The following is a 24,953-nucleotide window of genomic DNA, read 5'->3' on the forward strand; positions in this document are numbered from 1 at the left end:
GGCCCTGACTAGTGGCTCCGCAGCTCAAGTTGGCCGCGTTTAAGCAGGTATTGCTTCGGCATTTGCCGGGCCCAATCCTGATTATGCGTAACGACGATAAAACTTGAATCCATATCCCGGTTCAGCTCCATAATCAACTCATGAACCTGCTCTGACGTTGTATCATCAAGATTGCCAGTTGGCTCATCCATCAACACAACGGGCGGGTGGTTAATCAGGGCACGTGCTATTGCAACACGCTGACGTTCGCCTCCGGATAATTCTGCCGGACGATGCCTTGCCCTGTCCTTCAAGCCGACACGTTCCAACAGCTGAAGTGCTCTCGGTTCGCTATCCGTCGCCTTCATTCCACCAATGACTTGTGGCAACAGAATGTTTTCCAATGCGGTGAATTCGGGCAGCAAGTGATGGAATTGAAACACGAACCCCATGTGCTGGTTACGCAATTGGGCACGACGGCGATCACTCAGTGTCGACATGGCCTGGCCTGCCATATAGACCTCACCAACGCTTGGTGAGTCGAGTCCGGCCAGCAAATTCAGCAAGGTTGTCTTACCTGATCCGCTGCTGCCGACAATACTCACCAGTTCGCCCGGATCAATGCTGAAGTTAATGTCGTGCAACACCTTTACTTGTTCGGGGCCCATGTTGAAAAAACGACCCACGGATTCGCACCGCAATACATCACGATTCATAACGCAAGGCCTCCGCCGGTGAAATGCGTGAAGCCCGCCAGGCCGGGTAAAGCGTCGCCAGCACGCTGATCACGAAGGTCGAAACGGCGATCAGCCGAACGTCGGACCACTTCAGTTCGGATGGTATATAACTGATAAAATAAACCTCCGCGTTCAGAAACTGGATATTTAACACCTGCTCAAACCAGGCAATGATGTCAGCTACGGTCCAGGCACCTAACACCCCCAAAGCCACACCCAGGGAAATGCCGATCAGCCCGATCGCTGTACCCTGCACAATGAAGATCCCCATGATCTGGCCGGTGCGAGCACCCAGGGTGCGCAGGATGGCGATTTCTCCCTGCTTGTCGGTCACCATCATGACCAGACTCGACACGATGTTAAACACGGCAACGGCCACGATCATGAACAACAGCAAGCCGACCATGCGTTTTTCCATTTGAATGGCCTGGAACAGGTTACCCTGGGTTCGACTCCAGTCACTGACCAGGTAGCGCCCGCTTAATTCACGGCCCGCCTCAACCCCTATGCGCCTGGCATCGAAGAGATCGTCAACTTTCAGGTGAACGCCGTCGACGGCATCTCCATAGCGCAGAATCCTGCCCAGATCAGTCATATGGACGACCGCCAGATTGGCGTCGAGTTCGGCCCCAACTGAAAAGGTACCGATGACCTCAAATCGCTTGAATCGGGGAGTAACGCCGGCCAGATTGACCGTCACTTCAGGCACCATCATCGTTACCCGGTCACCAATACCGACCCCCAGTGTGCGCGCCATGATGTCGCCGAGCACTATTCCAAAGCCACCTTCAACCAGCGGGTCGAGCGACCCGGACACCATATGCCTGGGTAGAATCGATACGTCAGCCAGAGTTGCCGGGTCGACACCATTGATCAGTGCGCCCTTGGTTTGTGAGCGTCCCACCAACATGCCCTGGCTTTCCGTGTAGGGGCTGGCGCCGAGTACTTGTGGATGCTCGGTTACCGTATCAACTACCGTCTGCCAGTCAGTCATCTCACCCGGTTGCGACAAGGTGGCATGGGGAACCATACCCAGAATCCGGTTTCGAAGTTCACGGTCAAAGCCGTTCATCACCGACAAGACAATGATCAATACCATGACCCCCAGGGTCAGACCGATCATCGAGACACCGGAAATAAAGGAGATAAAGTGGTTTCTGCGGCGGGCACGCAAATAACGCAAACCGACCAAAAGCGGGATATGATTCAGCATGGCGGGCATTAAACCACCCTGTCCTGAGCGTGCCAAGATCATTTTGGCTACACTCGGGGTACAGACCAGGCCTTTTCGTCTTCGTTACACTGGTTAACGTGGCATGGGCGAACCGCCTGCCCAATGTTAATCACCAGCCCCCCAAGGAGCGCTATATGGACACTGATCGCCGGGAATTTTTTCGTGTCGCAGACACAGCCTACGTTACAGCCACGGCTTTTGACCCTAAGCGTCCTGCCATTGCCGACTACTTTCCTGAATTGCACCAGGTCGCAGTACTGAAGGAATTTGAGAATGTGGATGCTCAGTTCACTGAATTTCTGGAACGGATCAAGGATCCGGCCACTCGAAAATTAATGGACTTGTTTAACACCAAATTGACGTTGATGACTCGCTACCTTCATATTCAGACGACCCAGTCCGAACACCTCAAGGCACAGCCTATCGACATCAGCGAAGGCGGCTGCCAATGTTTGCTGGAGGGCGATCATCCGGTCGGAGAGGATCTCGCGATCGCGTTGATTTTTTCTCCCAGCTATCTGTCGCTTTTCTGCCACGCCCGAGTTGCCGAGGCCGTTACCGACGGTACGGGTACCCGGGTACATCTTGAGTTTCAATCGCTTAACGAAACTCAGCGCCAGTCGCTGACCCGGCATATGTTTAAAGTACAGGCACAGAGCCGCAGCTCCTAGCAGCAAGATGATGTAACGGATCGTCAATGCGCAGCTCACAAACGAGCAAAACCGATTAACAGCCTGTATACTGCCTGCCCTTTTTATTTCAGGCGCGACGAACAATTCTATGAGCCAACGCTACCTGCCCGCAGAATGGTATCCGCAGGACGCCATTCTAATCACCTGGCCTCACCCCGACAGCGATTGGGCCGACGTCCTGGCCGATGCCGAAGACGTTTACCTCGATCTGCTCAGTTCGCTCAGCCACACTCAGGATGTTGTGATCCAGGTGCATGCGAGCATTGATACCGATCGTCTCAAGGTCTTGTTTGAGCGCGATGGAATCAATCAGGCTCGTTGTCATCTGGTTCTGGTTGACGGCAATGACACCTGGGCTCGTGATCATGGCCCCATCACCGTGTTGGAGGATGATCAGCCAAGGTTGCTGAACTTCAGGTTCAATGGCTGGGGCGACAAGTTCAATGCCTCTGACGACAACGCCCTGAATCAGACGATGAGTGACAAAGGCCTATTTGCCGCTCCGATGCAAAGCATCGACTGGGTTCTTGAAGGTGGCAGCATCGAATCGGATGGCCGGGGGACTCTGCTCACTACAACGGCTTGTGTGCTGAACCCTAATCGTAATGGCGACACCTCTCGCCAAACCCTCGACAAGCATCTCAAGACCTGGTTCGGGTCACAGCAGATACTCTGGCTGGAAAACGGCGCACTCGCCGGAGATGATACCGACGCTCATATCGATACGCTGGCCCGGTTTGCCCCGGAAGGAATTCTGGTGTTCCAGGGGTGTCAGGATGAAAACGATGCGCACTTTGAACAGTTCAGCGCCATGAAACGTGAGCTCACGGCGTTCACCGATGCCAGTGGCAACCCTTATCGCCTGATCGAACTGCCCTGGCCGGACGCGCAATTCAACCAGCAAGGGCAACGCCTGCCAGCGACTTACGCTAATTTCCTGGTGGCCAACCAGATTCTACTGGTCCCCACCTACAGCGTCCCTCAGGATGGCGCCGCGCTGGAGCGGCTGGCTGAAGCCTTCCCGGACCATAGGGTTGTAGGCATACCCTGCCTTACACTGATCGAACAGTTCGGCAGCCTGCACTGCATTACCATGCAGTTGCCAAAAGGCACCCTGTCTCAATCGCTGCTGGATTCGCAGGATCTGTGAGCATACCGCTTAGCGCGGTGCGGGAGGCTCGACCTCCCAGCGATAGTCCGGCAGCGACTGACGAACCAGGGTGCCATAGCGTTTTTCGATCAGCCGGCGGTCCATAAACCAGATCGTGCCGCTGTCTGACTCATTGCGTATCAATCGGCCACAGGCCTGAACCAGCCGAATGATGGCCGTAGGCAAGCTCACCTGTGCGAACGGGTTGGAGCCGCGCTGTTCCAGCCACAATGACAGGGTTGAGAGGATGGGGTCGTCGGGTGTTGCAAATGGCAGCTTGGCAATCATCAGATGAGTCAGATAATTACCCGGTAAATCAACACCTTCTGCCAGACTGGCCAACCCGAACAAAGTCGAGCCCTGGCCATTTTCAAGCCGCTCACGATGATGATTAATCAGGGCGTTCTTGGGCAACGCATCCTGTAGAGTGACCCGCGCCTGCCAGTCTGCACTCAACCCGCGATAGACTTCGTTCATTTGCTGACGCGATGAAAATAACACCAGATTTCCAGTCGAAGTTGGCAGATGCTCCTGAACCGCTTCAATCATTGCACTGGTGTGAGCCTCACGCAGACCACCATCGCAGGCAATCGCCGGGACACGCGCCACGACACGAGACTGATAATCAAACGGACTGGACACCTGCAGGTATCCGGCGTGTTCCGGCAAACCAGCCTGCAATGCGAAGCGATTGAAATCACTGGCGATGGTCAGCGTGGCCGACGTAACAATGGCGCCAAAACAGCGGTTCCAGATATGTTGGCGCAGAATCGACTGAGCGGAGACCGGACTCGCGTTGAGCACCAGATCCTGGTAATCCGGCAGGTCGATGTTATCGAACCAGCGAGCCGTGGGTGGTGCTTCCGCCTTGTCTTCCTGCAGCCAGGAAACAACCAGATCACGGGCTGGTTCGGCACGCCCCATCCAGCGACCCAGCAATGGCAGCGTTTGTTCCAGGCGTCCTTTCTCATCGACGTCCTGGGAAGTCGAGAGTCGCTTTCGAACCGACTCATCCAGTCGCAATAGCGCATTGCACAGCTGTTTGAGCGGTTGCTCAAGGGGTGCCAGCAAAGCCTGAGTCTGGGCGAGCCAGTCCGGGTCATGAACCGTCAGCGTCGACAGATGCCCGTCGAGCCGAAGCCGAACCGGCGCCAGCGCTCCCCAGGCGTCTGTCAGGCACAGATGAGCATCCCCCATCGCTGCTTCCACCTGGTCGAGCAAAGCCTCTTCGGTATCCCCATAGGCCAGTTCAAGCCTGACCTTGGGTAATTGCTTGCGCCAGCCTTCTATCTGGTTCAACGTCTGTTTGAATGGCAACTGGCTGGCAAAGTGCGATAACCCTTTGTCAGGCAGGTGATGCCCTTCATCAAACACATAAATGGTTTGGGCTGGCGCTGGCAGAATAACACCGCCTCCGAGCGCCAGATCCGCCATCACCAGATCGTGGTTGGCAATAATAACGTCGGCGTCTTCCAGCTCCTTGCGTGTTTCGTAGAACGGGCAATTCTGAAAATGCGGGCAGCGCCGATTCAGGCACTCGCGATGGGTAGAAGTCACCGGGCGCCAGAGCTCATCATCGAGCCGGTCTGGCCATTGATCCCGATCGCCCGACCATTGCCCCCGGCCGAACTTGTCGAGCATGTCATTGTAGACCTGCAAAGCGGCTTCATCTTCCGCCATCGTTTCTTCGAACAGTGACAAGGCCGTCACCGCCCCTTCTTGCATTTGAATGCTCTGCTCCAATCGCTGCAAACACAGATAACGGCCACGCCCCTTAGCCAGAACTGCGTTAAAACTAAGGCCGCTCGACGCAAGAATGTCGGGAATGTCTTTTTGCACCACCTGTTCCTGAAGGGCAACAGTTGCGGTTGCAATGACCAGTCGTTTGTCAAAATGCTGTGCAATCGGGATCGCACTGAGGGCATAGCCGATCGTTTTACCCGTACCGGTTCCCGCCTCCACCACAGCAATGGGAGCTGCGCCCTGGCGCTCACCATCGGCAGACAGCTCAACTTCTGACAGGGTACGGGCAATGTGGGCCAGCATGTGCTTCTGGCCACTGCGCGCTTTAAGATCGCGTGCGCTTAAATAAACGCTGTATGCGGTCTGAATGGTGTTTTTCAGTTCAGGGGAGAGCATGGGCTGGTTTAGCTTCTCGCGGTCAACGGCTACAATGGCAGCCCAATTCAATAGGGACACTGTTATGCAACAGCGCGTTGTATCTGTTCAAAAACTGGCCGTCGGCAATGATCAGCCATTTACTCTGTTTGGCGGTATCAACGTCATCGAAAGCCGCGACCTGGCGATGACCATGGCCGAACACTATGTCAGGATCACCGAAGAACTGGGCATTCCCTACGTGTTCAAAGCCAGTTTCGACAAGGCCAACCGCAGTTCGATCGCCGGCTTTCGAGGCCCGGGCCTGGACGAAGGGTTGAAGATACTGCAGGAGATCAAACAAACTTTCAACGTACCGGTGATCACCGACGTCCACGAGCCTTATCAGTGCCAGCCAGCCGCCGACGTCGCCGACGTCATTCAGCTACCGGCCTTCCTGTCACGCCAGACGGACCTGGTCATGGCGATGGCCCAAACGGGCGCGGTCATTAACATCAAGAAAGCCCAGTTTCTGGCCCCACATGAAATGGCCCACATCCTGCGCAAATGCGAAGAAGCGGGCAATGACCAGCTGATCCTCTGCGAGCGCGGCACGTCGTTCGGCTACAATAACCTGGTGGTCGATATGCTCGGCTTCGGCATCATGAAACAAACCGGCTATCCGGTCATCTTCGATGTCACCCATGCCTTGCAAAAACCCGGGGGTCGTTCCGATTCGGCCGACGGTCGCAGAGCTCAGGTCACTGATTTGGCGCGGGCGGGTATGTCTCAAAAAATCGCCGGTTTGTTCCTCGAATCGCACCCTGACCCGGATCAAGCCAGATGCGACGGCCCCAGCGCACTGCCACTGGAGCAGTTAAAACCCTTCCTGGCTCAAATGAAAGCGTTGGATGACTTCATCAAAGCCCAACCCGACCTGATTACCGGCTAGGTAGCCTGCCAGTCAGTCGTCGCCCTGACTATTCTCTGCAAACCCGGAAGCCCGGGGCCATAGTCAGGATGACGGGTCACGCTGACGTTCAAAATGGGCGTCAGCCGCCAGGGTATAGGCCTGCTCATAGAGCCCCTGGGCTTTCAGAATCAGATCCGCCACACAGCGAGCTACACCCTGCCCGCCTTTTACAGGCAAGACTTGATCGGCTCTTTCCTGCACCAGGCTATAAGCATCGGCCGGTGCCAGCCCACAACCGCACCACCTCATGACCTCCAGGTCCACCAGGTCATCGCCGACAAAGGCTACCTGATGAGGCGCTAACGCCAACTCACCGGCCAGAGTCTGCATGCGCTGCAGTTTGTCATGACACCCCAGAAAAGCATGCTTAACCCCAAGATCATTGAGTCGGGCACGCAGAGCGGGGCTGTCTTTGGCGGATACGACAGCGACTTCAATACCCACATCGGGCAGCACCTTTAGCGCCACGCCATCCCGAACATGAAACACCTTCTGCGACTCACCATCAGCACCGTAATACAAGCGTCCATCAGTCAACACCCCGTCAACGTCAAACGCTACCAGCCGAATAGCGTTAAGCATTGTGCCTTTATCCAGACTCATGGCGCCTCTCCTGCTTATCCAAACAGATCAAAACTTGGCCCGTTGGTCATCGTTTGGGTTTGAGCCTCATCCAGCCAATAGGCCGGCTTCGAAAAGGTCTGTTCAATCTGCCTGGCCAGTTTAGGGGTTAACGCCTTTTTGCCAAGACACAACCGTATCGCCTGAGCAGGTTCAATACCCAGGCAATAGGCAAAATCTTCTTCTGAAATGGCGTTTTCTTCCAGTAGCTGGGTCAGCTTCTGATGCTGTGTATTCATGTTTGGCTCCCGCCATAAAAAAAGGCCGCTCAGGCGGCCTTTGCAATGCACAGTATAGCCGACTCAGGGCGAATTAACGCAACAGCCGGCACTGCTTGCTCCCTTACTGGGACAGTGCACCACTGATCTGAACATCAGCAGAGGTGCGCAGAGCGTTAAAGAAACTCTGATAATCGGCCTGGCCGGTGCGCTGGGCCAGATAGTCACCAACCGATTGACGGACATCATCAGTCACCTCTCCTTCAGTGACCGATAAAACAGCGACCAGGTAGACAGTCTCACCCGCAGTGAACCGTTCGACCGCAAGGCCACCGGCCGCCGGGCGTGGCATTTCAAAGCTGAACTGCACCAGATTCGAGGGCAACTCACTGTTGTCACGATCAACCACGGTTGGCGCAACCCATAGCTCACTGGTTACCGCGCCTTCTGCTCGAACCTGACTCAGATCATCCGTGGCTGCTTGTTCGGCCAGGTCTGTTGCCTGTTCATTGGTCAGAATGTCAACAATCTGGTCGCGTACGGAGGCCAGGGGCTTAACCTGTTCCGGCTCATAAGCTTCCAGCTGCAGGACAGCCAGACCGCCGTTTTCAAGCCGAACAACGTCACTGATAAGGCCATTATCCACCACAGTTTCGGAAAAAGCGGCGGTCACAAACGCAGCCGAAGCAGCAACACCTGAGGTGCTATTGCGATTTATCCAGTCAGAAGTTTGGACCGGGGTATTGAACGATTCAGCGACCTCTTCAACCTGGTCACTCTGAAAAGCGATATCGGCCATTTCGGTTTCAAGCAAACCAAACTCCGCGCGAGCCTTGCGCTCGCGCACCGCCTGTTCAAGTGAATCACGAACGTTGTCCAGCGGTTCAACACTCGCCTGCTCCAGCGTTTCCAGGCGAATAAGATGTACCCCAAACTCCGTTTGTACCGGATCACTCACATCGCCGACATTTTGCAGTTGTTGGCCAGCATCGTAGAACTCATCGACATAGAGGCCTTCGCTCAGCTCACCCAGAAAACCACCGTCCAGTGAACTGCCCGGATCGTCAGACAGCTCGCCGGCCAGGTCAGCAAAGGATTCACCCGCATCGAGTCGAGCCCGAGCTTCCTCGGCCGCGGCCATTGGGTCGTCGTCATCTGCGAACAGGATATGAGCAACTTCACGCAGCGTTTCTGACTCGGCGTCAGAGACATAGCGGTTGTACTCGGCATCAATATCCGATTCGGTCACCACCATATCCGGTATCAGGTCACTTTGATTGAGCACAACATACCGAACCTGCACTTGCTCCGGGTTTAAGAACTGGTCACTGTTGCTGTCGTAGTAGGCTTGAACGTCCTGCTCCGACACATCAACCTGACCAAGAAAATCTTCGGCGTTGTAGCGGCGATAGGTTACTTCTCGGCGCTGATTCTCCAGCGCGGCCGACCGCTCGACATCCCGATCGAGTTCAAATGCAGAACGCACCAGGCCTGCCTGCATTTGCTCCAGTCGAATTTGGCTGCTCAACTGGCTGCGAAACGTTGTAGGTGTAAAACCATTGGTCGCGATGTACCGACGAAAGGCCTCTTCGTCGAACCGGCCGTTCGACTGGAATGCACCGATAGACAGAATATTTTGATTAACAGCCTCTTCACTGACGGCCAGGTCCAGATTGACCGTCGCCTGACGCTGAATCTCTTCGTTGACCAGCGCGTTAACGACTGACTGTCGTATAAAAGACGAGTTCAACAATTCCGGGGTCGCATTCTCACCCAGTTGTTGAATTAATTGCTGTTGACGTTCCTGGACCAGCCTCTGCACCTGCACATCGCTGATGCCCTCGCCATTAACCTCAATCGGGTCGGAATTATTGACAACGCCGACAATGGATTCAGCACCAAAAAAAGCAAAGGCAACAACGATTACGGCGACAATAACCTTCCCCGTCACTCCCTTGGCTGCATTACGGAAAAACTGGAGCATTTAGCTTCCCACCCCGTCTGGACACTACGGATATTCAGATAAAAAAAAAGCGCATCAGGGCTGACACGCTGTCGGTTCTAACCGGGTTCTGGCGAGAAGCTTACGCCCTCACCTGAAGCCCATCAATCAGTTTACGGCGTCTTTCAGCGCTTTACCGGCTTTGAAGCTCGGTACTTTGGCCGCTTTGATTTCGATTGGCTGACCGGTTTGAGGGTTACGACCGGTACGGGCCGCACGCTCTTTAACACCAAAGGTACCAAAACCAACCAGTACGACCTGATCACCGCTTTTCAAGGTGTCAGTCACAGAGTCAATCATTGCATCCAGCGCACGGCCTGCAGCCGCTTTTGGAATGTCAGCCGCAGCTGCTACAGCATCAATCAGTTCAGACTTGTTCACACTTTTCCCCTTTAACTTCGTTGTGATGCAGTTTTATGTCCCTGGCAATGCCTCGGGTATTCTCCCGGGGCATTGCACTTACCAAAGCACCCTGCACCTGTTTTGTTATATGTCTGTGCTTTTCAGCCCGTGCATTCGATTCATGTCGAACCCACTTTATACCAGCCTCAAAATTCCACTGTCAAGCGGTTCTAGTGAGTGCTGAGGCTAGATGATGTCTGGTTCTCAGAGCGAGTCTTGGCCATTTCCGCTTCCACCTGGGCATCGGTCAATGGTGTCGGATTCCGCTCCAGAGCTACATTTAACACATCATCTATCCATTCAACAGGACGAATATCCAGTTCTTTCTTGATATTGTCCGGTATCTCCTTCAAATCCCTAACATTTTCCTTAGGGATGATAACGGTTTTTATACCCCCACGGCGAGCGGCGAGCAGCTTTTCTTTCAAACCGCCAATAGGCAATACCTGGCCTCTAAGAGTGATTTCACCGGTCATGGCAACATCGGCTCTAACGGGAATTCGGGTCAGCACTGAGACTAAAGCAGTAGCCATGCCAATACCGGCGGACGGTCCGTCCTTGGGGGTAGCCCCTTCCGGAACGTGGACGTGGATATCCCGGTTCTCAATAAAGTTGGGCATAATGCCCAAGCTTTGGGCACGACTGCGCACTACCGTCATCGCAGCCTGAATCGACTCTTTCATCACATCGCCCAATGAACCGGTTTGCACCGTTCGGCCCTTTCCGGGTACCGACGTTGCCTCAAGATTCAGGAGCTCGCCGCCAACCGATGTCCAGGCAAGACCCGTGACCATACCGACCTGGTTTTCCTTATCGGCCAGCCCAAACTTGTATTTGCGCACGCCGGAATATTCTTCCAGGTTTTCTCCGTCAATGGTTGTTGTTCTGGCCTCTTTATCCAGCACGTTCGCCATGACCACCTTACGGGCAACTTTGGCAATTTCACGTTCAAGTCCACGGACCCCGGCTTCCCGGCTGTAATAGCGAATCAGGTCACTGATCGCATCGGTCGTCAGATCGAGCTCGTTCGCCTTTAATCCATTAGCCTTCAATTGTTTCGGCAACAGATACTTCTCGGCAATAGCCACTTTTTCGTCTTCGGTATAGCCCGGGATCCGGATGATCTCCATGCGATCCAGCAACGGACCGGGTATGTTCATCGAGTTGGCCGTGCAAATGAACATCACGTCCGACAAGTCGTAATCCACTTCCAGGTAGTGATCATTGAACGTGTGATTCTGTTCCGGATCCAGAATTTCAAGCAATGCAGAGGCCGGATCACCGCGATGATCCATACCCATCTTATCGATCTCATCGAGCAGAAACAGTGGGTTGCGAACCCCGACCTTGCTCAGTTTTTGAACCACCTTGCCTGGCATGGAACCGATGTAGGTTCGACGATGCCCACGCATTTCAGATTCATCCCGAACCCCGCCCAGAGCCATACGCACGAATTTCCGGTTGGTTGCGCGCGCGATCGACTGGCCCAGCGATGTTTTACCGACCCCGGGCGGTCCGACCAGGCACAAAACGGGCCCTTTAACCTTCTTCACCCGTTGCTGAACAGCCAGGTATTCAAGGATGCGCTTTTTAACTTCGTCAAGTCCATAGTGGTCTTCTTCCAGGACTTCCTGTGCGCGTTTCAGGTCGTGCCTTACCCGGGATTTCTTGGACCAGGGAACACTGATCATCCAATCGAGATAATTACGTACTACTGACGATTCCGCCGACATGGGCGACATCATTTTCAGCTTGTTCAATTCAGCCTTCGCTTTTTCCAGCGCTTCCTTGGGCATGCCAGCGTTGTCGATCTTACCGGTCAGCTCTTCAATTTCGTTAGGGTTGCTTTCATCCAGGTCGCCCAACTCTTTTTGAATCGCCTTCATCTGTTCGTTCAGGTAATACTCGCGCTGGGATTTCTCCATCTGCTTTTTTACCCGACCGCGAATGCGCTTCTCGACTTGCAGCAAATCGATTTCGGATTCCAAAACCGATAGCAGATGCTCAATTCGGTCACGATCACCCGACAGTTCCAGTACCTGCTGCTTCTCATCAATCTTCAGTGACAAGTGCGCCGCTATGGTATCTGCCAGTCGACCCGGCTCTTCAATACTGTTTAATGAGGTAATGACCTCGGACGGTACTTTCTTGCTCAGTTGGACGTATTTGTCGAACTGTGACATCAGCAGGCGAACCAGCGACTCGCTCTCGCGCTCACTAAGCTGCCCGCCAGTCATAAGACTGGCATGGCCTTTAATGAATTCGTCACCCTCTTCCAACTGGTCGATCTTGACCCGATCGACGCCTTCGACCAGTACTTTTACGGTTCCGTCGGGTAGACGTAACAATTGCAGTACTGTCGCGAGAGTGCCTACGTGATACAGATCACCCTGGTCGGGTTCGTCATCCGACGCGTTGCGCTGGGCAACCAGCAATATCTTTTTGCCGTCATCCATAGCCGCCTGCAAGGCCGCGATGGATTTCTCACGACCAACAAACAGTGGAATGACCATGTGCGGATAAACGACTACGTCTCGCAATGGAAGCAGTGGTAATACGATGGGATCGCCTGCCGGGGAGTCAGAATGCTCCATGGGAACCTCGGAAACTGTTCAGATTTGACATGATAATGGCGGCTGGGCCTACCAAATCAAGAGCTTAGGGCAATAAAACTTTTGCCTGTCCGACATGAGTAACGGAGCCTTCAGAACACTCAGCCAGAGCAAAAAACGGGCTTAAAGCCCGTTTTCAGATCAGTCGTGCTGACCACCAGCCGTTTTTTTGCTGTCTTGGGTTTCATAGATCAGCAAAGGTTCGGACTCACCCTTGATAACGCTCTCTTCGATAACCACTTTCGACACCCCGGTTTCCGAGGGAATCTGGTACATGGTATCCAGCAGCACATTCTCAAGAATGGAACGTAGCCCGCGAGCACCGGTTTTGCGCTCCATGGCTTTGTGAGCAACAGCCTTCAGCGCACTGAGTCGAAAATCCAGCTCCACGCCTTCCATGTCGAACAACTTCTGGTACTGCTTGACAAGGGAGTTCTTCGGCTCAGTCAGGATCTGAATCAGAGCGTCTTCGTCCAGTTCGGTCAAGGTGGCCACAACTGGCAGACGACCGATAAACTCGGGTATCAGACCGTATTTGACCAGATCTTCCGGCTCAACGTCGGCAATGGTTTCGCCCAGGTTCCGGCTCTCGTCCTTCGTTTTCATGGTGGCGCTGAACCCGATACCGCCTTTCTCGGACCGGTTACGTATCACTTTCTCAAGCCCGGCAAAGGCACCACCGCAAATAAACAGGATGTTACCGGTATCGACCTGCAGGAATTCCTGCTGGGGGTGCTTGCGGCCACCCTGGGGTGGAACTGACGCGACAGTCCCTTCAATCAGCTTCAGCAGAGCTTGCTGGACACCCTCGCCCGATACATCGCGGGTGATGGACGGGTTATCAGATTTACGCGAAATCTTGTCGATCTCGTCGATGTAGACGATGCCTCGCTGCGCTTTATCGACGTCGTAGTCGCACTTTTGCAGCAATTTCTGAATGATGTTCTCAACATCTTCACCTACGTAACCCGCTTCGGTCAGTGTGGTGGCGTCGGCGATGGTGAATGGCACATTCAACATCCGCGCCAGCGTTTCAGCTAACAGTGTTTTACCACTACCGGTTGGGCCGATCAGCAAAATATTGGATTTACTCAGCTCAACGTCGTCGTTGTGCTCACCGTACTGCAGGCGTTTATAGTGATTGTAAACGGCGACCGAAAGCACCATTTTGGCGCGCGATTGGCCAATAACGTATTCGTCCAGCGTTTCACGTATTTCAGCGGGAGTCGGCAGTTTACTGCTTTCATGCTTGGGACCATTGTCCTGCAGCTCTTCGCGGATGATGTCGTTACACAAATCGACACATTCATCGCAAATGAACACCGAAGGCCCGGCTATCAGCTTACGGACTTCATGCTGGCTCTTTCCGCAGAAAGAGCAATACAGCAACTTACCGTCTTCGCCTTTTCCGGTTCTATCGTCGGCCATTCAACTACTCCATTGGTAACGGTTGCTCGATTAAAGATGAAACCACAGCCCCGATATTGCAAGTTTTTTCAGGGAAACCACTGTGGTTGTTTGGTAAACGCGATCAACCGATTGATTTCACGGGTATTTTAACAACTTGATCACAGTCAGCCAGCATTCCGGCTTTGCATGACTTTATCGACCAACCCGTAGGTAACAGCGTCATCCGCTTTCATGAAGTTATCACGGTCGGTGTCTTTCTCAACAACCTCGAGCGGCTGACCGGTATGATACGCCATGATGTCGTTCAATCGCTGTTTCATTTCCAGAATTTCACGAGCGTGAATTTCAATGTCTGACGCTTGCCCCTGAAACCCGCCCAGCGGCTGGTGAATCATCATCCGTGAATTAGGCAGACAGAAACGCTTACCCTTGGCACCAGCTGTCAGTAAAAGCGCACCCATGCTGGCTGCCTGACCAATGCACATCGTGCTGACATCGGGCTTGATAAACTGCATGGTGTCGTAAATGGCCATACCGGCGGTTACTGAGCCACCCGGTGAGTTGATATAGAGAGAGATGTCCTTGTCCGGGTTCTCACTTTCCAGAAACAACAACTGCGCGACAATCAGATTGGCCATGTGGTCTTCAATCTGGCCGACCAGGAAAATAACGTTCTCTTTCAACAGTCGCGAATAGATATCGTAAGACCGCTCACCCCGAGCCGACTGCTCAACGACCATAGGAACCAGACCGCTGGCGTTCATGATATCGGGCGCGGACCCGTTGGCATCAAACTTTGACATTGACTCGACTCCTGGTATTCAAAAAACAAAAAAGTTGGCACCCCCAAGGAAGCGCCAACTCTCATTGCTGCCTCATGCTGCCGACATCAGAGCCGGCACTGGCATTCAGCCTTGTGCCGCCGCCTTGTTCTTAACAGCGTCCTGGTAACTTACGGTGGATTCATTCACCTTGGATTTACTCAGGATATAGTCGATTGCTGCGTTTTCAACAACCACAGCACGAACTTGGTTCAAAAGTTCACGATTGCTGTAGTAATAATCGATAACCTGCTGCGGTTCCTGGTAAACGGAAGCCTGGTCTTCGATGTAGGTGCGGACCTGGGCGTCGTCTGCTTTCAGTTCGCCGCTGTTGATCACTTCATTCATCAGCAGGCCAACTTTGACGCGACGCTCGGCCTGTTCCTGGAACAGTTCTTTTGGCAGGCTAGACGGATCCATCTGGGCACCGCCACCGAACTGCTGAACGGCCTGCTGCTGCAGACGGCCAATCTCGTCATCTACCAGAGCCGCTGGCACATCCAGGCTATTTTCTTCAACCAATTTTTCAATAACGTCGTTCTTCAGCTTGGCTTGAAGCGCATTGCGGGCTTCGCGCTCCATGTTCTGGCGTACTTCAACCTTGAAGCTCTCCAGATCAGTGCCTTTGGTGCCGAACGCTTCGAAAAAGGCTTCATCAAGCTCAGGCAAGTCGGCTTCAGCAACTTCATTCAAGGTAATATCGAACACAGCAGCCTTTCCGGCCAGTTCTTTGTTGCCATACTCTTCAGGGAAGGTGACATCAACTGCCTTGGTCTCGCCAGCTTTCATGCCCACGATGCCGTCTTCAAAACCGGGGATCATCGACTTGGAGCCCAGAATCAGAGTTTGATCTTCAGCACTACCGCCATCGAAGGTTTCGCCATCTACCTTGCCCACGAAGTTGATTTTGACCTGATCGGTATCAGCGGCCGCACGATCAACGACTTTGTACTCAGCACGCTGCTTGCGAAGGTTGGCCAGCATGTCTTCAATATCGGCATCGACGATTTCAGCAGATTGCTTGTCAAACTCATAGCCATTGAATTCGGCCAGTTTCACTTCCGGGAACACTTCAAAGATGGCCACAAACTCGACGTCTTCACCCGCTTTATCCTGGGTGAATTCGATGCGCGGAGAGCCAGCTGGTGTCAGCTTTTCTTCGGTCAGAGCTTTGGCGTAGTGATTTTGAACCACTTCCTGCAGTACTTCAGCACGTATCCCGTCACCAAAACGTTGTTTGACAACTGATACGGGTACTTTACCCGGACGGAAACCGTCGATGCGTACGCGGCGGGCTGTTTGCTTCAGCTTTTCACTAACCGCATTATCCACTTCACTGGCGGGGACACCCACCTTCAGACGGCGTTCCAGACCGGTAGTCGCTTCGACAGACACTTGCATGAGGCTTCCTCTTGCTCTTTTATAAGGTAATGACCGGTTAACTAAGCCCGATCTGTACATTGGGTTTAATTCGGGGGCGGTTAATGTAGGGGTGATGGGGGTACTATTCAAGCCCAGTCAACGGTATCCGGCCGCCCGGCTGACATTTCGTGACTCAACCGCTGGTTGAATCGCTCAGGCGGCGAGAAACCGCCCGAGTTTTTAGCGCACATACAAAAAAAGCCGGAGACCGGCCTTTTCTGAAATAATAAGTGGGGTGGACGATGGGACTCGAACCCACGACGACTGGAATCACAATCCAGGGCTCTACCAACTGAGCTACGCCCACCACAAATTATCGCTACGAGACTGGTACGCCCGGCAGGACTTGAACCTGCAACCACTCGCTTAGAAGGCGAGTGCTCTATCCGGTTGAGCTACGGGCGCGTAATCCCAAAAGGTCACGCTACCAGAGCGGCGAAACCGCCTGCCCACCGAGACGACACCTTACTAAATATTGGTCGGAGCAGAGGGATTCGAACCCCCGACCCTCTGGTCCCAAACCAGATGCGCTACCAGGCTGCGCTATGCTCCGATCAGTACGTCTCGTCAACGTGGGGCGCATATTACTGACGGGCTGGGGTGCCGTCAAACACTTTTTTAAAAAAATTCAGCAAAAACAAGATGATAGGCTCTTTTCCGGATGAGCCACTCAAACCTAGGGAGCCTCTGAACAACTCCCCCAGGGCTCTGCGCGAGCTAAAACGTCCTGGCACAAGGCGCACTTCGCAGCGCAATGGCCGTAGCCCTTGTCAAGAAGTGCAACGCCGGGCCAGGACGTTTTGGCCGCGCCCGCTGGGGCTTTCCGAGGAACGCTGCCATTTCGTTGGACTTATTTGAAAGGTCTAGACATTCCTGCATAAGTCCGTCGGGATGCCGCACCACTGCGGCAACGTCCCTCGGATAAACCAGAGCCCCGGGGGAGTTGTTCAGAGGCTCCCTAGTACTGAGTGTGTTTCCTTGCCCGGCCCAGACGGGCATGCGAAAATCCTCAAAACTTCCAAGGAACCTCTCCATGCCTGCAACAATACTGGACGGTAAGGCAACGGCGAGCCGTGTGCGTGCCCGTGTAGCCGATGAAGTCACCGCCCTTACCAGCCAGGGCATTCGCCCGCCCGGCCTGGCTGTCATTCTGGTTGGAACCGACCCGGCCTCTGAAGTCTACGTTGGCAGCAAGCGCAAGGCCTGCGACGAAGTCGGCTTCAAATCAGTCAGTTATGACTTGCCCGTGTCAACTAAGGAAGCCCAATTGCTGGCGCTGATCGACGACCTGAATGACGACGCATCCATTGACGGTATTCTGGTGCAACTGCCGCTGCCGGAGCACATTAATGCCGATACCGTTGTTGAACGTATTCGTCCCGATAAAGACGTGGACGGCTTTCATCCGTTCAACGCCGGCCGGCTGGTTCAACGGCGACCCATGCTTGAAAGCTGCACCCCCAAAGGCATCATGACCCTGCTGCGCGAAACCGGGGTAGATCTTCGCGGCCAGGAAGCGCTGGTTGTTGGTGCCTCGAATCACGTCGGTCGGCCCATGGTGCTGGAACTGCTGCTGGCCGGATGCACGACCACCTGCGCTCATCGCTTTACGGTAGACCTTGAAAAGCATGTGCGTCAGGCCGACATTCTGGTAGCCGCTGTGGGCAGGCCAGGCCTGATCAAAGGTGACTGGATCAAATCTGGTGCCATCGTGATCGACGTAGGTATCAATCGGACCGGTGACGGCAAACTGACCGGTGATGTGGATTTTGAGCTGGCTTCACAAAAAGCCGCCTGGATAACCCCGGTACCCGGTGGCGTGGGTCCCATGACCGTCGCCACCCTGATGGAAAACACCTTAATAGCAACCAAACGGTTGCACCTTAATCTCACGCAATAACCCGAGGACAGCCCGTGAACGTATTGCTAACGACCAATCTGGGTGACATCACCCTGACGCTGAACACTGAGAAAGCACCCGACACCAGTGCCAATTTCGCCGAGTACGTCAACGCTGGCTTTTACGATGGCCTGATCTTTCATCGGGTCATTAATGGTTTCATGGTCCAGGGTGGCGGCTTTGAGCCCGGCATGAAGCAACGCTCTACCGGTGCACCAATCAACAACGAAGCCAACAATGGCTTGAAGAACACCGTGGGTACTGTAGCCATGGCCCGTACCATGGACCCACATTCGGCTACGGCGCAATTTTTTATCAACATTGCAGACAACAGCTTTCTGGATTTTAAATCAGAAAGCACCGATGGCTGGGGATACGCGGTATTTGGTGAAATCACCGGTGGTATGGATGTTGTTAACCGGATCAAAGCCGTGCCAACGACTTTCAAGGCAGGTCACCAGGACGTACCGACCGAAGACGTCATTATCGAAAAAGCCGTAATAGTGGATTGATTGGATGATTCACCACCGCCGTGCAGTACTGATTTCAGACCTGCACCTGAGCGAGGCTCGCCCGGACCTGGTCCGGGCGTTTAGTGCATTTTTGGGTGATGTGGCCAGCCAAACCGAAGCCCTGTTTATTCTGGGGGATTTTTTCGAATACTGGGTTGGCGACGACGCCACCACTCCCCTGCACGACGACATTGCCCGACAACTAAACCGCCTCAGTGACACTACCGCGATCTATTTAATGGTCGGCAACCGCGACTTTGCCCTTGGCAAGCGATACGCCGAACGCTGCAACGCTACGTTACTTTCCGACCCGACACCGGTGCAATTGGGCACCCAGACCTGGCTGCTCAGCCATGGAGATCGCCTTTGTACCGATGATCGCGGCTATCAGCGTTACCGAGCCGTCATTCAATCACCCCCGATACTGGGAACGTTGCGCCGCCTGCCCCTAGCCTGGCGACTCAAATTGGCTGAACGCTTGCGCCGGGCAAGCAAAGACCGAAACAGAGCGGGCGCACCCCGCTACATTGACGTGAACCAGAGAGCCGTCAAGCAACGGTTAAAGGGCACCGGGTTCGCCGGGCTGATCCATGGCCACACACACATGGCTGACTGGCATGCAGTTTCGGCCGAGGGCGAGCCAACCCGGGAACGCCTGGTCATGGGAGACTGGGACACCGTAGCCTGGTACCTGAGTTTCGATGGAGACGACAAAACGCTCAATCGGTTCAATGTGAATCAACTTGAGTTCGAGCTAGCCCCACGTTAACCCCTCACTGAAAGGTTCGAACAGGGCCGGAATCAGCTCGGAATACCGCTGTGAAAGCGAAAGGTATCGTCCGGCGTGTCGATCAGATGCGCCTCCAGATCCCTGAATGCGGTCACCCGGGGAGCGATATCAGTCTCTGAATACTGTCGCGCCAGCGTCAAATAATCTTTGTAGTGCCGTGCTTCACTTTTCAGTAGCGAGAAATAGAATCGACCCAATTCCTCATCGCCGCGGTTGAACAGCTCAGGTACCAGTGCAGCAAATCGCTCACACGACCGGGCCTCGACAAAGGCGCCTAAAATAAGGCGATCGACCAGTTTCTCCGGCTCGCTCTTGCGGATCAGCTCATGCAAGGCGCCCGCGTACCTCCCTGCCGTTAAATGCGTGTATTGAATACCGCGGTCATCCATTAGCTTAAGTACCTGATCGAAATGGACCAATTCCTCACGTGCCAGCTTACTCATCTTGGACAGCAACTCGCGACGATCGACGTACTTGTACATCATCGACATCGCTGCAGAAGCCGCCTTTTTTTCACATTGAGCGTGGTCAATCAGCAAGATAGTTAAGTTGTCGAGCGCCTTATCGACCCAGGCTTGAGGCGTACTATTGCCAAGAAACTCTGGAATATCGCCAAGCACAAGATTGGGATCAGGCTGTTTTGAAGGGGGTGCAGTGTGGGAAGCAACTTGGGTCACGCAAACTCCAGGTGTCATGGTAAACGCCAGGCATATCGCTGGCTCCGATTGCCGTAAATTATACTGTTTCTGGTGGCACTCGACTACGAAGACAGTACAACACTGCAGATAACGGTATAAACTGGTTTGAGAGCCGGGAATAACTAGAATGGCGGCCCGAATCCTGAACAGGTCTGGACATGCCCTTCCCTTTTGCGCCCGAACAGTACGAAACGCAACTGACCGAGAAAGTTGAGCGACTGAAAATGCTGCTTGAAGGCACTTCAATGCCCGAGCCTGATGTGTTTCGGTCTGAGCCAAGCCACTACCGTATGCGTGCTGAATTCAAATTCTGGCACGAAGGCGATGATTCCTGGTATGCCATGTTTGACCCGGCCGAGCCTAAAGTACCGGTTCGGGTTGACCAGTTCCCTGTCGCCAGCAAGCTCTTGAATCAATTGATGGTTACCGTCAGAAGCAGTGTATTGCAAGACCCACAGCTGCGGGAACGGTTGTTCCAGGTCGAGTTTATAACCACCCAGCAAGGCGATGCCCTGATTACCCTGATTTATCACAAGCCACTGGACGACGCCTGGGAGGCCTGTGGCCGCCACTGGCAAGAACAGTGGGGATTTCCGGTGATCGGCCGGGCCCGAAAGCAACGCACGGTACTGTCACGCGACTATGTTAACGAAACGCTGACTATTCAGGGGAGAGAATACCGTTTCAGGCAGTACGAGAATTCATTCACTCAGCCCAATGCAGGCGTATGTGAACAGATGGTGGGTTGGGCGCAGCGCCACACGCAGAACAGCGACGGGGATTTGCTGGAGCTCTATTGCGGTAATGGCAATTTCTCGGTTCCGCTGGCTGCCAACTTTAAACGGGCGCTCGGCACCGAGATCTCCCGGGTTTCCGTACAAAGTGCCCAGCACAATATCGAGACCAACGGCATCGACAACCTGACCATCGCTCGGATGTCGAGCGAAGACTTTTCCAACGCCTGGCTGGGACGCACCGAATCACGCCGACTGCGCGAATGGGCCGTATCAGACTACTCCTTTAAAACCTTGCTGGTAGACCCTCCCCGCGCGGGGCTTGATGATGACACCCTGGCCCTGGCCCGGAATTTCGAACGCATTGTTTACGTATCCTGCAACCCTGAAACCCTGGCCGCCAATGTGCGTGCACTGGGTGCTGACTACCGGATAGAGGCCGCTGCGGTCTTCGATCAGTTCCCTTATACGCACCATATGGAAGCTGGTCTGGTGCTGGTCAGAACCTGATGATCGGTGACCTGACGCAATTAACGCTAAGGCGGGTGCCATCGGCTCCTTCATTGCAGGCCTACAATGCAGCCGATGAACTGGTCATACAGCGACTTGAGGCTCATGTCGGTTCTGGTGAGCCCCTGCTACTGGTCAACGACGCCTTTGGTGCGCTTGCAACAGCATTGGCGTCAACCCGCCCGGACTGGTGGAGCGACAGTGCCATGGCCCGCCAGGCCATGGAAGAGAACATCCGTGCCAACCAGGCTGTCGCCCCGCGTGTCATTGACTCGCCGGGCGACCTAAACACTCAGTACTCCCTTGTCATTCTTCATGCGCCAAAGTCCCTGGCCCTGTTTGACTGGCAATTGAGTGTTCTGTCTGCTCATTTGATTCACGGAGGCGAATGCTGGGTGACCGGCATGGTGAAACACCTGAGTCGTGGCCATCAGAAAATCATGCAACGTCATTTCACGCAGATTGATCCCGGGTTAGCGGTCAAAAAAGCCCGATGTGTTAGGCTTGCGCAGCCACTAGCCCATGCAACGACGGAACCGCTCCGGGACTATGTTGCAGGTGATTCGACGTTGGTCTCCCTCCCCGGTTGTTTCAGTGAATCGCGCCCCGATCCGGGCGCCCTGGCTTTCCTCAATGTGTTCGACCAGTTGCCATTGGTTGACCGATTTGTGGATCTGGGGTGTGGCAACGGCGTGCTTGCGCTGAATTACCTTCACCGCCACCCCACCAGCCAGGCAATACTGGTCGATGAAAGCCGGCAAGCGACAGCGTCAGCGGCCGCCAGTGCCGAAAGAAACGGGTTTCGGGTTCAGATTGCGCACAACAATGGGTTAGCCGGGCTGGCGCTGGAACAGCTACCGCTGATATTGTGTAACCCGCCGTTTCACCAGAGTACAACCCTGACCACCGATATCGCGCATCGGTTATTCAACGAAGCGGCCCGCGCATTGGCCGATCAGGGTGAGTTCTGGGTAGTCGGTAACCGTCACCTAAACTACCACAACACCCTGAAACGCTGGTTCAAACAGGTCACCCCAGTCAGTCAGCATCCGAAATTTGTCATTTTTCGGTGCACAGGCCCGGCACCCTAACGGTCAGCCGCCAACCAGCTATCTGCCTGGCGGCTGAAGGAGGCGTCACCCCTTGTGACGAAAGTGCCAACACTGGTGCGGTCTGGATCGCTTGAAATCGAAAGGTATCGACACCTGAGTTACGTCTTTTACGTCATACAAGGCCTGCACCTCAGGATCGAGCTTGAACTTGCGGAAGTTGTTGGAAAATATGAGCACACCGTCTTTTGCCAGGGAATCCATCGCGGTGCGAAGTAACCTGGCATGATCGCGCTGGATGTCGAGGGTATCCGTCATTCGCGCAGAATTGCTGAATGTGGGCGGATCCATGAAAATCAGGTCAAACTGCTCCTTATTCTCTTCCATCCAGGTCATGCAGTCGGCCTGAATAAAGCGATGATGCCCCGAGACCTGACCGCCATTGTGACGCAGGTTATCTTTCGCCCAGTTAAGGTAGGTACGCGACAGATCCACACTGGTGGTACTAACAGCACCGCCGATCAGCGCATGAGCCGTGGCCGCGCCAGTGTAGCAAAACAGGTTTAAAAAACGCTTGTCGCGAGACTGTTGCTGAATCCACAACCGGGTTGGGCGGTGATCCAGAAAAACTCCTGTATCGAGGTAGTCGCGCAGATTGATCTGCAAATTAACCCCGTGCTCGGCAATGGTGAAGACGTCTCCGGCGCTGTCCTTGCGTTCATACTGTTGTTTCCCGCGCTGGCGCTGGCGCTGTTTGAGCACGGTGCGCTCCGCCGGAATACCGGTCACCTCTCCCAGTACGGCCAACGCATGCATCAACCGCTGACGCGCTTTCTCCTCGGGTATTTCCTTGGGAGGCGCGTATTCCTGAACGTGTAAACTGTCGCCATAGCAATCGATAGCGATCGCAAATTCGGGTAAATCAGCGTCGTAGAGGCGATACGCCTCGATACTTTCCTTTTTCAGCCATTTTTGACGCAATTTCCTGTTTTTTAGCAGGCGATTGCGTAATGCGTCATCCTGAGCAATCTGCTGGCTGGGTTGTCGGGCCGTCCTGTCACCCACTGGGAAAACGTACAAATGGGTCTCGATCGGCCCATTGTAAAATCGCAGTTTTTCCGACGCACGTAACCCGGTTTCACGAGCGAGGACGGCATCAGAAGTCAGCAGGGCCAGGGTCCAGTCAGCCAATTCTGATTGCGCCAGCTCACCCAGCCGGAGATAGAGCGACAGCAACTCGGGCTTGTTCCCTAATCGCTCGCCATAAGGAGGGTTAGTCACCACCAGTCCGGGTTCCAGAGCCAGGTGAGTCGGCCGCGACCATTCTGCCAGGGGCTTGTGGTAACACCGTGTCTGGCGGCTGAGGCCGAGGCGTTCCAGAGTCTCATTGGCACGCGCGACAACACCACCGTCGGCATCGTATCCCAGCACTGGCACCATAACTGCTTCCCCCTCCTGGCGTCTAACCCGCGCCTCGGTCAGCAATTCGTTCCAGGTCTCCCGGTTATGCCCCAGCCAACCGTCAAAACCAAAGCGTGGTCGCAACAAGCCCGGTGCAAAGTCCGCCGCCATCATAGCGGCCTCAATCACCAGGGTGCCGGAACCGCATAAAGGATCAATAAAACTCTCACCGGCACGAGCCCGCCCGGGCCAGCCCGTAGCCATCAACAGAGCTGCGGCCAGGTTTTCTTTAAGCGGTGCGGGGCCCGTAGAACGGCGATAGCCGCGCCGATGCAGCGAGTCACCCGACAAATCCAGAGCCAGATCAATCCGTTTGCGTCCGATCAACACCGCCACACTGATATCCGGTGCATCCCGGTCCACATCCGGACGTACGCCATGGCGTTCGCGCATTTGGTCGACAATAAAATCCTTGACCTTCTGACCGCCAAAGCGAGAGTCATCGATACCCGGTAAATGCCCCTGGAAATCGACTTTGAGTGTGCCTGTCGGTCGCACGTGCTGATCCCAGTCGATGCCATCTACCAACGCTTTAAGTCCTTCAAGACTCAATTCATCCGTTTGCCCCAAAGGCAGATAAACCCGGTTGGCGAGCCGACTCCACAGGCACAGTCGATAGGCCTCAATCAGCGGTGCATCGAGCGCCATGCCCCGAGCCCAGTCACGCGGCTCAACCCCTGTCAGGTCAGTAATTTCCCGCTTCAACAGACCGTGAAAGCCATTCGGGCAAGTGATCCAGATTTCGTTGTGAGGCGTTTGAACAGCGTCTGAAGACATGGTTAGACAAAATCTCTATAAAAAAATAAAAATAACTGCCGGGAGTTTATTAAAACCCACGAACAGGGTTAGGTGGCTCGCCTTACAACACCCATTCCAGAGCAGTGCTGCGATTACAACCTCCATTTTATGACATTGAGCACTTAAAACGA

21 protein-coding genes and 3 tRNA genes are annotated in these 24,953 nt (G+C 54.3%); 8 read left to right on the forward strand and 16 right to left on the reverse strand.

Annotation, left to right across the window (positions count from 1 at the left end; all coding sequences use genetic code 11):
* Window positions 1-8 precede the first annotated feature (8 nt).
* A complete protein-coding gene (locus G565_RS0104930) occupies window positions 9-695 on the reverse strand; it encodes an ABC transporter ATP-binding protein (protein WP_028669956.1) in 687 nt (228 codons plus the stop codon).
* On the reverse strand, window positions 685-1,929 hold the full coding sequence (locus G565_RS0104935; protein WP_028669957.1) for a lipoprotein-releasing ABC transporter permease subunit: 1,245 nt from the start codon (window positions 1,927-1,929) through the stop codon (window positions 685-687). Before G565_RS0104935 ends, G565_RS0104930 begins: the two co-directional genes overlap by 11 nt.
* A 155-nt stretch (window positions 1,930-2,084) precedes the next feature.
* Between G565_RS0104935 and G565_RS0104940 the strand changes: the two genes are divergently transcribed.
* Entirely contained in the window at window positions 2,085-2,621 is a 537-nt protein-coding gene (locus G565_RS0104940; protein WP_028669958.1) for a PilZ domain-containing protein, read from the forward strand.
* Between the two features lie 109 nt (window positions 2,622-2,730).
* Entirely contained in the window at window positions 2,731-3,792 is a 1,062-nt protein-coding gene (locus G565_RS0104945) for an agmatine deiminase family protein (RefSeq protein WP_028669959.1), read from the forward strand.
* 9 nt (window positions 3,793-3,801) lie between these two features.
* Here G565_RS0104945 and dinG read toward each other — a convergent pair whose 3' ends face one another.
* Window positions 3,802-5,982, reverse strand: coding sequence for an ATP-dependent DNA helicase DinG (dinG, locus tag G565_RS0104950; RefSeq protein WP_051207361.1), 2,181 nt, complete (start codon window positions 5,980-5,982; stop codon window positions 3,802-3,804).
* Window positions 5,983-5,995: 13 nt separating this feature from the next.
* On the opposite strand from dinG, the gene kdsA reads away from it, so the two are divergent.
* Window positions 5,996-6,841: a 3-deoxy-8-phosphooctulonate synthase gene (gene kdsA / locus G565_RS0104955; protein ID WP_028669961.1), complete on the forward strand. Its 846-nt coding sequence runs from the start codon at window positions 5,996-5,998 to the stop codon at window positions 6,839-6,841.
* A 63-nt stretch (window positions 6,842-6,904) separates the two neighbouring features.
* Here kdsA and G565_RS0104960 read toward each other — a convergent pair whose 3' ends face one another.
* The 11 genes from G565_RS0104960 to G565_RS0105010 all read right to left on the reverse strand — a co-directional run bounded on the left by G565_RS0104960 (window position 6,905) and on the right by G565_RS0105010 (window position 16,923).
* Window positions 6,905-7,465, reverse strand: a complete 561-nt coding sequence (locus tag G565_RS0104960; RefSeq protein ID WP_028669962.1) for a KdsC family phosphatase — start codon at window positions 7,463-7,465, stop codon at window positions 6,905-6,907.
* A 14-nt stretch (window positions 7,466-7,479) separates the two neighbouring features.
* Complete coding sequence (locus G565_RS0104965; RefSeq protein ID WP_028669963.1) at window positions 7,480-7,722, reverse strand: helix-turn-helix domain-containing protein; 243 nt, start codon at window positions 7,720-7,722, stop codon at window positions 7,480-7,482.
* 103 nt (window positions 7,723-7,825) lie between these two features.
* Window positions 7,826-9,685, reverse strand: a complete 1,860-nt coding sequence (locus tag G565_RS0104970; RefSeq protein WP_028669964.1) for a SurA N-terminal domain-containing protein — start codon at window positions 9,683-9,685, stop codon at window positions 7,826-7,828.
* A gap of 126 nt (window positions 9,686-9,811) precedes the next feature.
* Complete coding sequence (gene hupB / locus G565_RS0104975) at window positions 9,812-10,084, reverse strand: nucleoid-associated protein HU-beta (protein ID WP_028669965.1); 273 nt, start codon at window positions 10,082-10,084, stop codon at window positions 9,812-9,814.
* 191 nt (window positions 10,085-10,275) lie between these two features.
* Window positions 10,276-12,699 (reverse strand): endopeptidase La, encoded by a 2,424-nt coding sequence (lon, locus tag G565_RS0104980; RefSeq protein ID WP_028669966.1) that lies wholly within the window; start codon window positions 12,697-12,699, stop codon window positions 10,276-10,278.
* A gap of 159 nt (window positions 12,700-12,858) precedes the next feature.
* A complete protein-coding gene (gene clpX / locus G565_RS0104985) occupies window positions 12,859-14,145 on the reverse strand; it encodes an ATP-dependent Clp protease ATP-binding subunit ClpX (protein ID WP_028669967.1) in 1,287 nt (428 codons plus the stop codon).
* A 146-nt stretch (window positions 14,146-14,291) separates the two neighbouring features.
* Complete coding sequence (gene clpP, locus G565_RS0104990) at window positions 14,292-14,930, reverse strand: ATP-dependent Clp endopeptidase proteolytic subunit ClpP (RefSeq protein WP_028669968.1); 639 nt, start codon at window positions 14,928-14,930, stop codon at window positions 14,292-14,294.
* 105 nt (window positions 14,931-15,035) lie between these two features.
* Window positions 15,036-16,349: a trigger factor gene (tig, locus tag G565_RS0104995; protein ID WP_028669969.1), complete on the reverse strand. Its 1,314-nt coding sequence runs from the start codon at window positions 16,347-16,349 to the stop codon at window positions 15,036-15,038.
* Between the two features lie 252 nt (window positions 16,350-16,601).
* Window positions 16,602-16,677, reverse strand: a tRNA-His gene (locus tag G565_RS0105000).
* Window positions 16,678-16,698: 21 nt separating this feature from the next.
* Window positions 16,699-16,775 (reverse strand) — tRNA-Arg (locus G565_RS0105005).
* Window positions 16,776-16,846: 71 nt separating this feature from the next.
* A tRNA-Pro gene (locus G565_RS0105010) sits at window positions 16,847-16,923 on the reverse strand.
* 480 nt (window positions 16,924-17,403) lie between these two features.
* Here G565_RS0105010 and folD point away from each other — a divergent pair.
* The 3 genes from folD to G565_RS23045 are packed head-to-tail and all read left to right on the forward strand — an operon-like array spanning window position 17,404 to window position 19,551.
* On the forward strand, window positions 17,404-18,270 hold the full coding sequence (gene folD, locus G565_RS0105020; RefSeq protein ID WP_028669971.1) for a bifunctional methylenetetrahydrofolate dehydrogenase/methenyltetrahydrofolate cyclohydrolase FolD: 867 nt from the start codon (window positions 17,404-17,406) through the stop codon (window positions 18,268-18,270).
* A 14-nt stretch (window positions 18,271-18,284) separates the two neighbouring features.
* Window positions 18,285-18,782, forward strand: coding sequence for a peptidylprolyl isomerase (locus G565_RS0105025; protein WP_028669972.1), 498 nt, complete (start codon window positions 18,285-18,287; stop codon window positions 18,780-18,782).
* A gap of 4 nt (window positions 18,783-18,786) precedes the next feature.
* A complete protein-coding gene (locus G565_RS23045; protein WP_051207363.1) occupies window positions 18,787-19,551 on the forward strand; it encodes a UDP-2,3-diacylglucosamine diphosphatase in 765 nt (254 codons plus the stop codon).
* A gap of 32 nt (window positions 19,552-19,583) precedes the next feature.
* On the opposite strand, the gene G565_RS0105035 is transcribed toward G565_RS23045, so the two are convergent.
* Entirely contained in the window at window positions 19,584-20,249 is a 666-nt protein-coding gene (locus G565_RS0105035; protein ID WP_245584122.1) for a MiaE family protein, read from the reverse strand.
* Between the two features lie 179 nt (window positions 20,250-20,428).
* On the opposite strand from G565_RS0105035, the gene trmA reads away from it, so the two are divergent.
* On the forward strand, window positions 20,429-21,514 hold the full coding sequence (gene trmA / locus G565_RS0105040) for a tRNA (uridine(54)-C5)-methyltransferase TrmA (RefSeq protein ID WP_028669974.1): 1,086 nt from the start codon (window positions 20,429-20,431) through the stop codon (window positions 21,512-21,514).
* On the forward strand, window positions 21,514-22,605 hold the full coding sequence (locus tag G565_RS23050) for a methyltransferase (RefSeq protein ID WP_051207366.1): 1,092 nt from the start codon (window positions 21,514-21,516) through the stop codon (window positions 22,603-22,605). Before trmA ends, G565_RS23050 begins: the two co-directional genes overlap by 1 nt.
* Before the next feature lie 45 nt (window positions 22,606-22,650).
* Here the strand turns inward: G565_RS23050 and rlmKL are convergent, their stop codons facing one another.
* Window positions 22,651-24,801, reverse strand: coding sequence for a bifunctional 23S rRNA (guanine(2069)-N(7))-methyltransferase RlmK/23S rRNA (guanine(2445)-N(2))-methyltransferase RlmL (rlmKL, locus tag G565_RS0105050; RefSeq protein ID WP_051207369.1), 2,151 nt, complete (start codon window positions 24,799-24,801; stop codon window positions 22,651-22,653).
* Window positions 24,802-24,953 lie beyond the last annotated feature (152 nt).

The sequence above is a fragment of the Saccharospirillum impatiens DSM 12546 genome (assembly GCF_000423605.1).
GTDB lineage: Bacteria > Pseudomonadota > Gammaproteobacteria > Pseudomonadales > Natronospirillaceae > Saccharospirillum > Saccharospirillum impatiens.

Bases quoted from the DNA above. Each gene is read 5' to 3' on its own strand.
- G565_RS0104930 (WP_028669956.1), bottom strand. From the start codon at position 695: ATGAATCGTGATGTATTGCGGTGCGAATCCGTGGGTCGTTTTTTCAAC.
- G565_RS0104935 (WP_028669957.1), bottom strand. From the start codon at position 1,929: ATGCTGAATCATATCCCGCTTTTGGTCGGTTTGCGTTATTTGCGTGCC.
- G565_RS0104940 (WP_028669958.1), top strand. From the start codon at position 2,085: ATGGACACTGATCGCCGGGAATTTTTTCGTGTCGCAGACACAGCCTAC.
- G565_RS0104945 (WP_028669959.1), top strand. From the start codon at position 2,731: ATGAGCCAACGCTACCTGCCCGCAGAATGGTATCCGCAGGACGCCATT.
- kdsA (WP_028669961.1), top strand. From the start codon at position 5,996: ATGCAACAGCGCGTTGTATCTGTTCAAAAACTGGCCGTCGGCAATGAT.
- G565_RS0104960 (WP_028669962.1), bottom strand. From the start codon at position 7,465: ATGAGTCTGGATAAAGGCACAATGCTTAACGCTATTCGGCTGGTAGCG.
- G565_RS0104965 (WP_028669963.1), bottom strand. From the start codon at position 7,722: ATGAATACACAGCATCAGAAGCTGACCCAGCTACTGGAAGAAAACGCC.
- G565_RS0104970 (WP_028669964.1), bottom strand. From the start codon at position 9,685: ATGCTCCAGTTTTTCCGTAATGCAGCCAAGGGAGTGACGGGGAAGGTT.
- lon (WP_028669966.1), bottom strand. From the start codon at position 12,699: ATGGAGCATTCTGACTCCCCGGCAGGCGATCCCATCGTATTACCACTG.
- clpX (WP_028669967.1), bottom strand. From the start codon at position 14,145: ATGGCCGACGATAGAACCGGAAAAGGCGAAGACGGTAAGTTGCTGTAT.
- clpP (WP_028669968.1), bottom strand. From the start codon at position 14,930: ATGTCAAAGTTTGATGCCAACGGGTCCGCGCCCGATATCATGAACGCC.
- tig (WP_028669969.1), bottom strand. From the start codon at position 16,349: ATGCAAGTGTCTGTCGAAGCGACTACCGGTCTGGAACGCCGTCTGAAG.
- folD (WP_028669971.1), top strand. From the start codon at position 17,404: ATGCCTGCAACAATACTGGACGGTAAGGCAACGGCGAGCCGTGTGCGT.
- G565_RS23045 (WP_051207363.1), top strand. From the start codon at position 18,787: ATGATTCACCACCGCCGTGCAGTACTGATTTCAGACCTGCACCTGAGC.
- trmA (WP_028669974.1), top strand. From the start codon at position 20,429: ATGCCCTTCCCTTTTGCGCCCGAACAGTACGAAACGCAACTGACCGAG.
- G565_RS23050 (WP_051207366.1), top strand. From the start codon at position 21,514: ATGATCGGTGACCTGACGCAATTAACGCTAAGGCGGGTGCCATCGGCT.
- rlmKL (WP_051207369.1), bottom strand. From the start codon at position 24,801: ATGTCTTCAGACGCTGTTCAAACGCCTCACAACGAAATCTGGATCACT.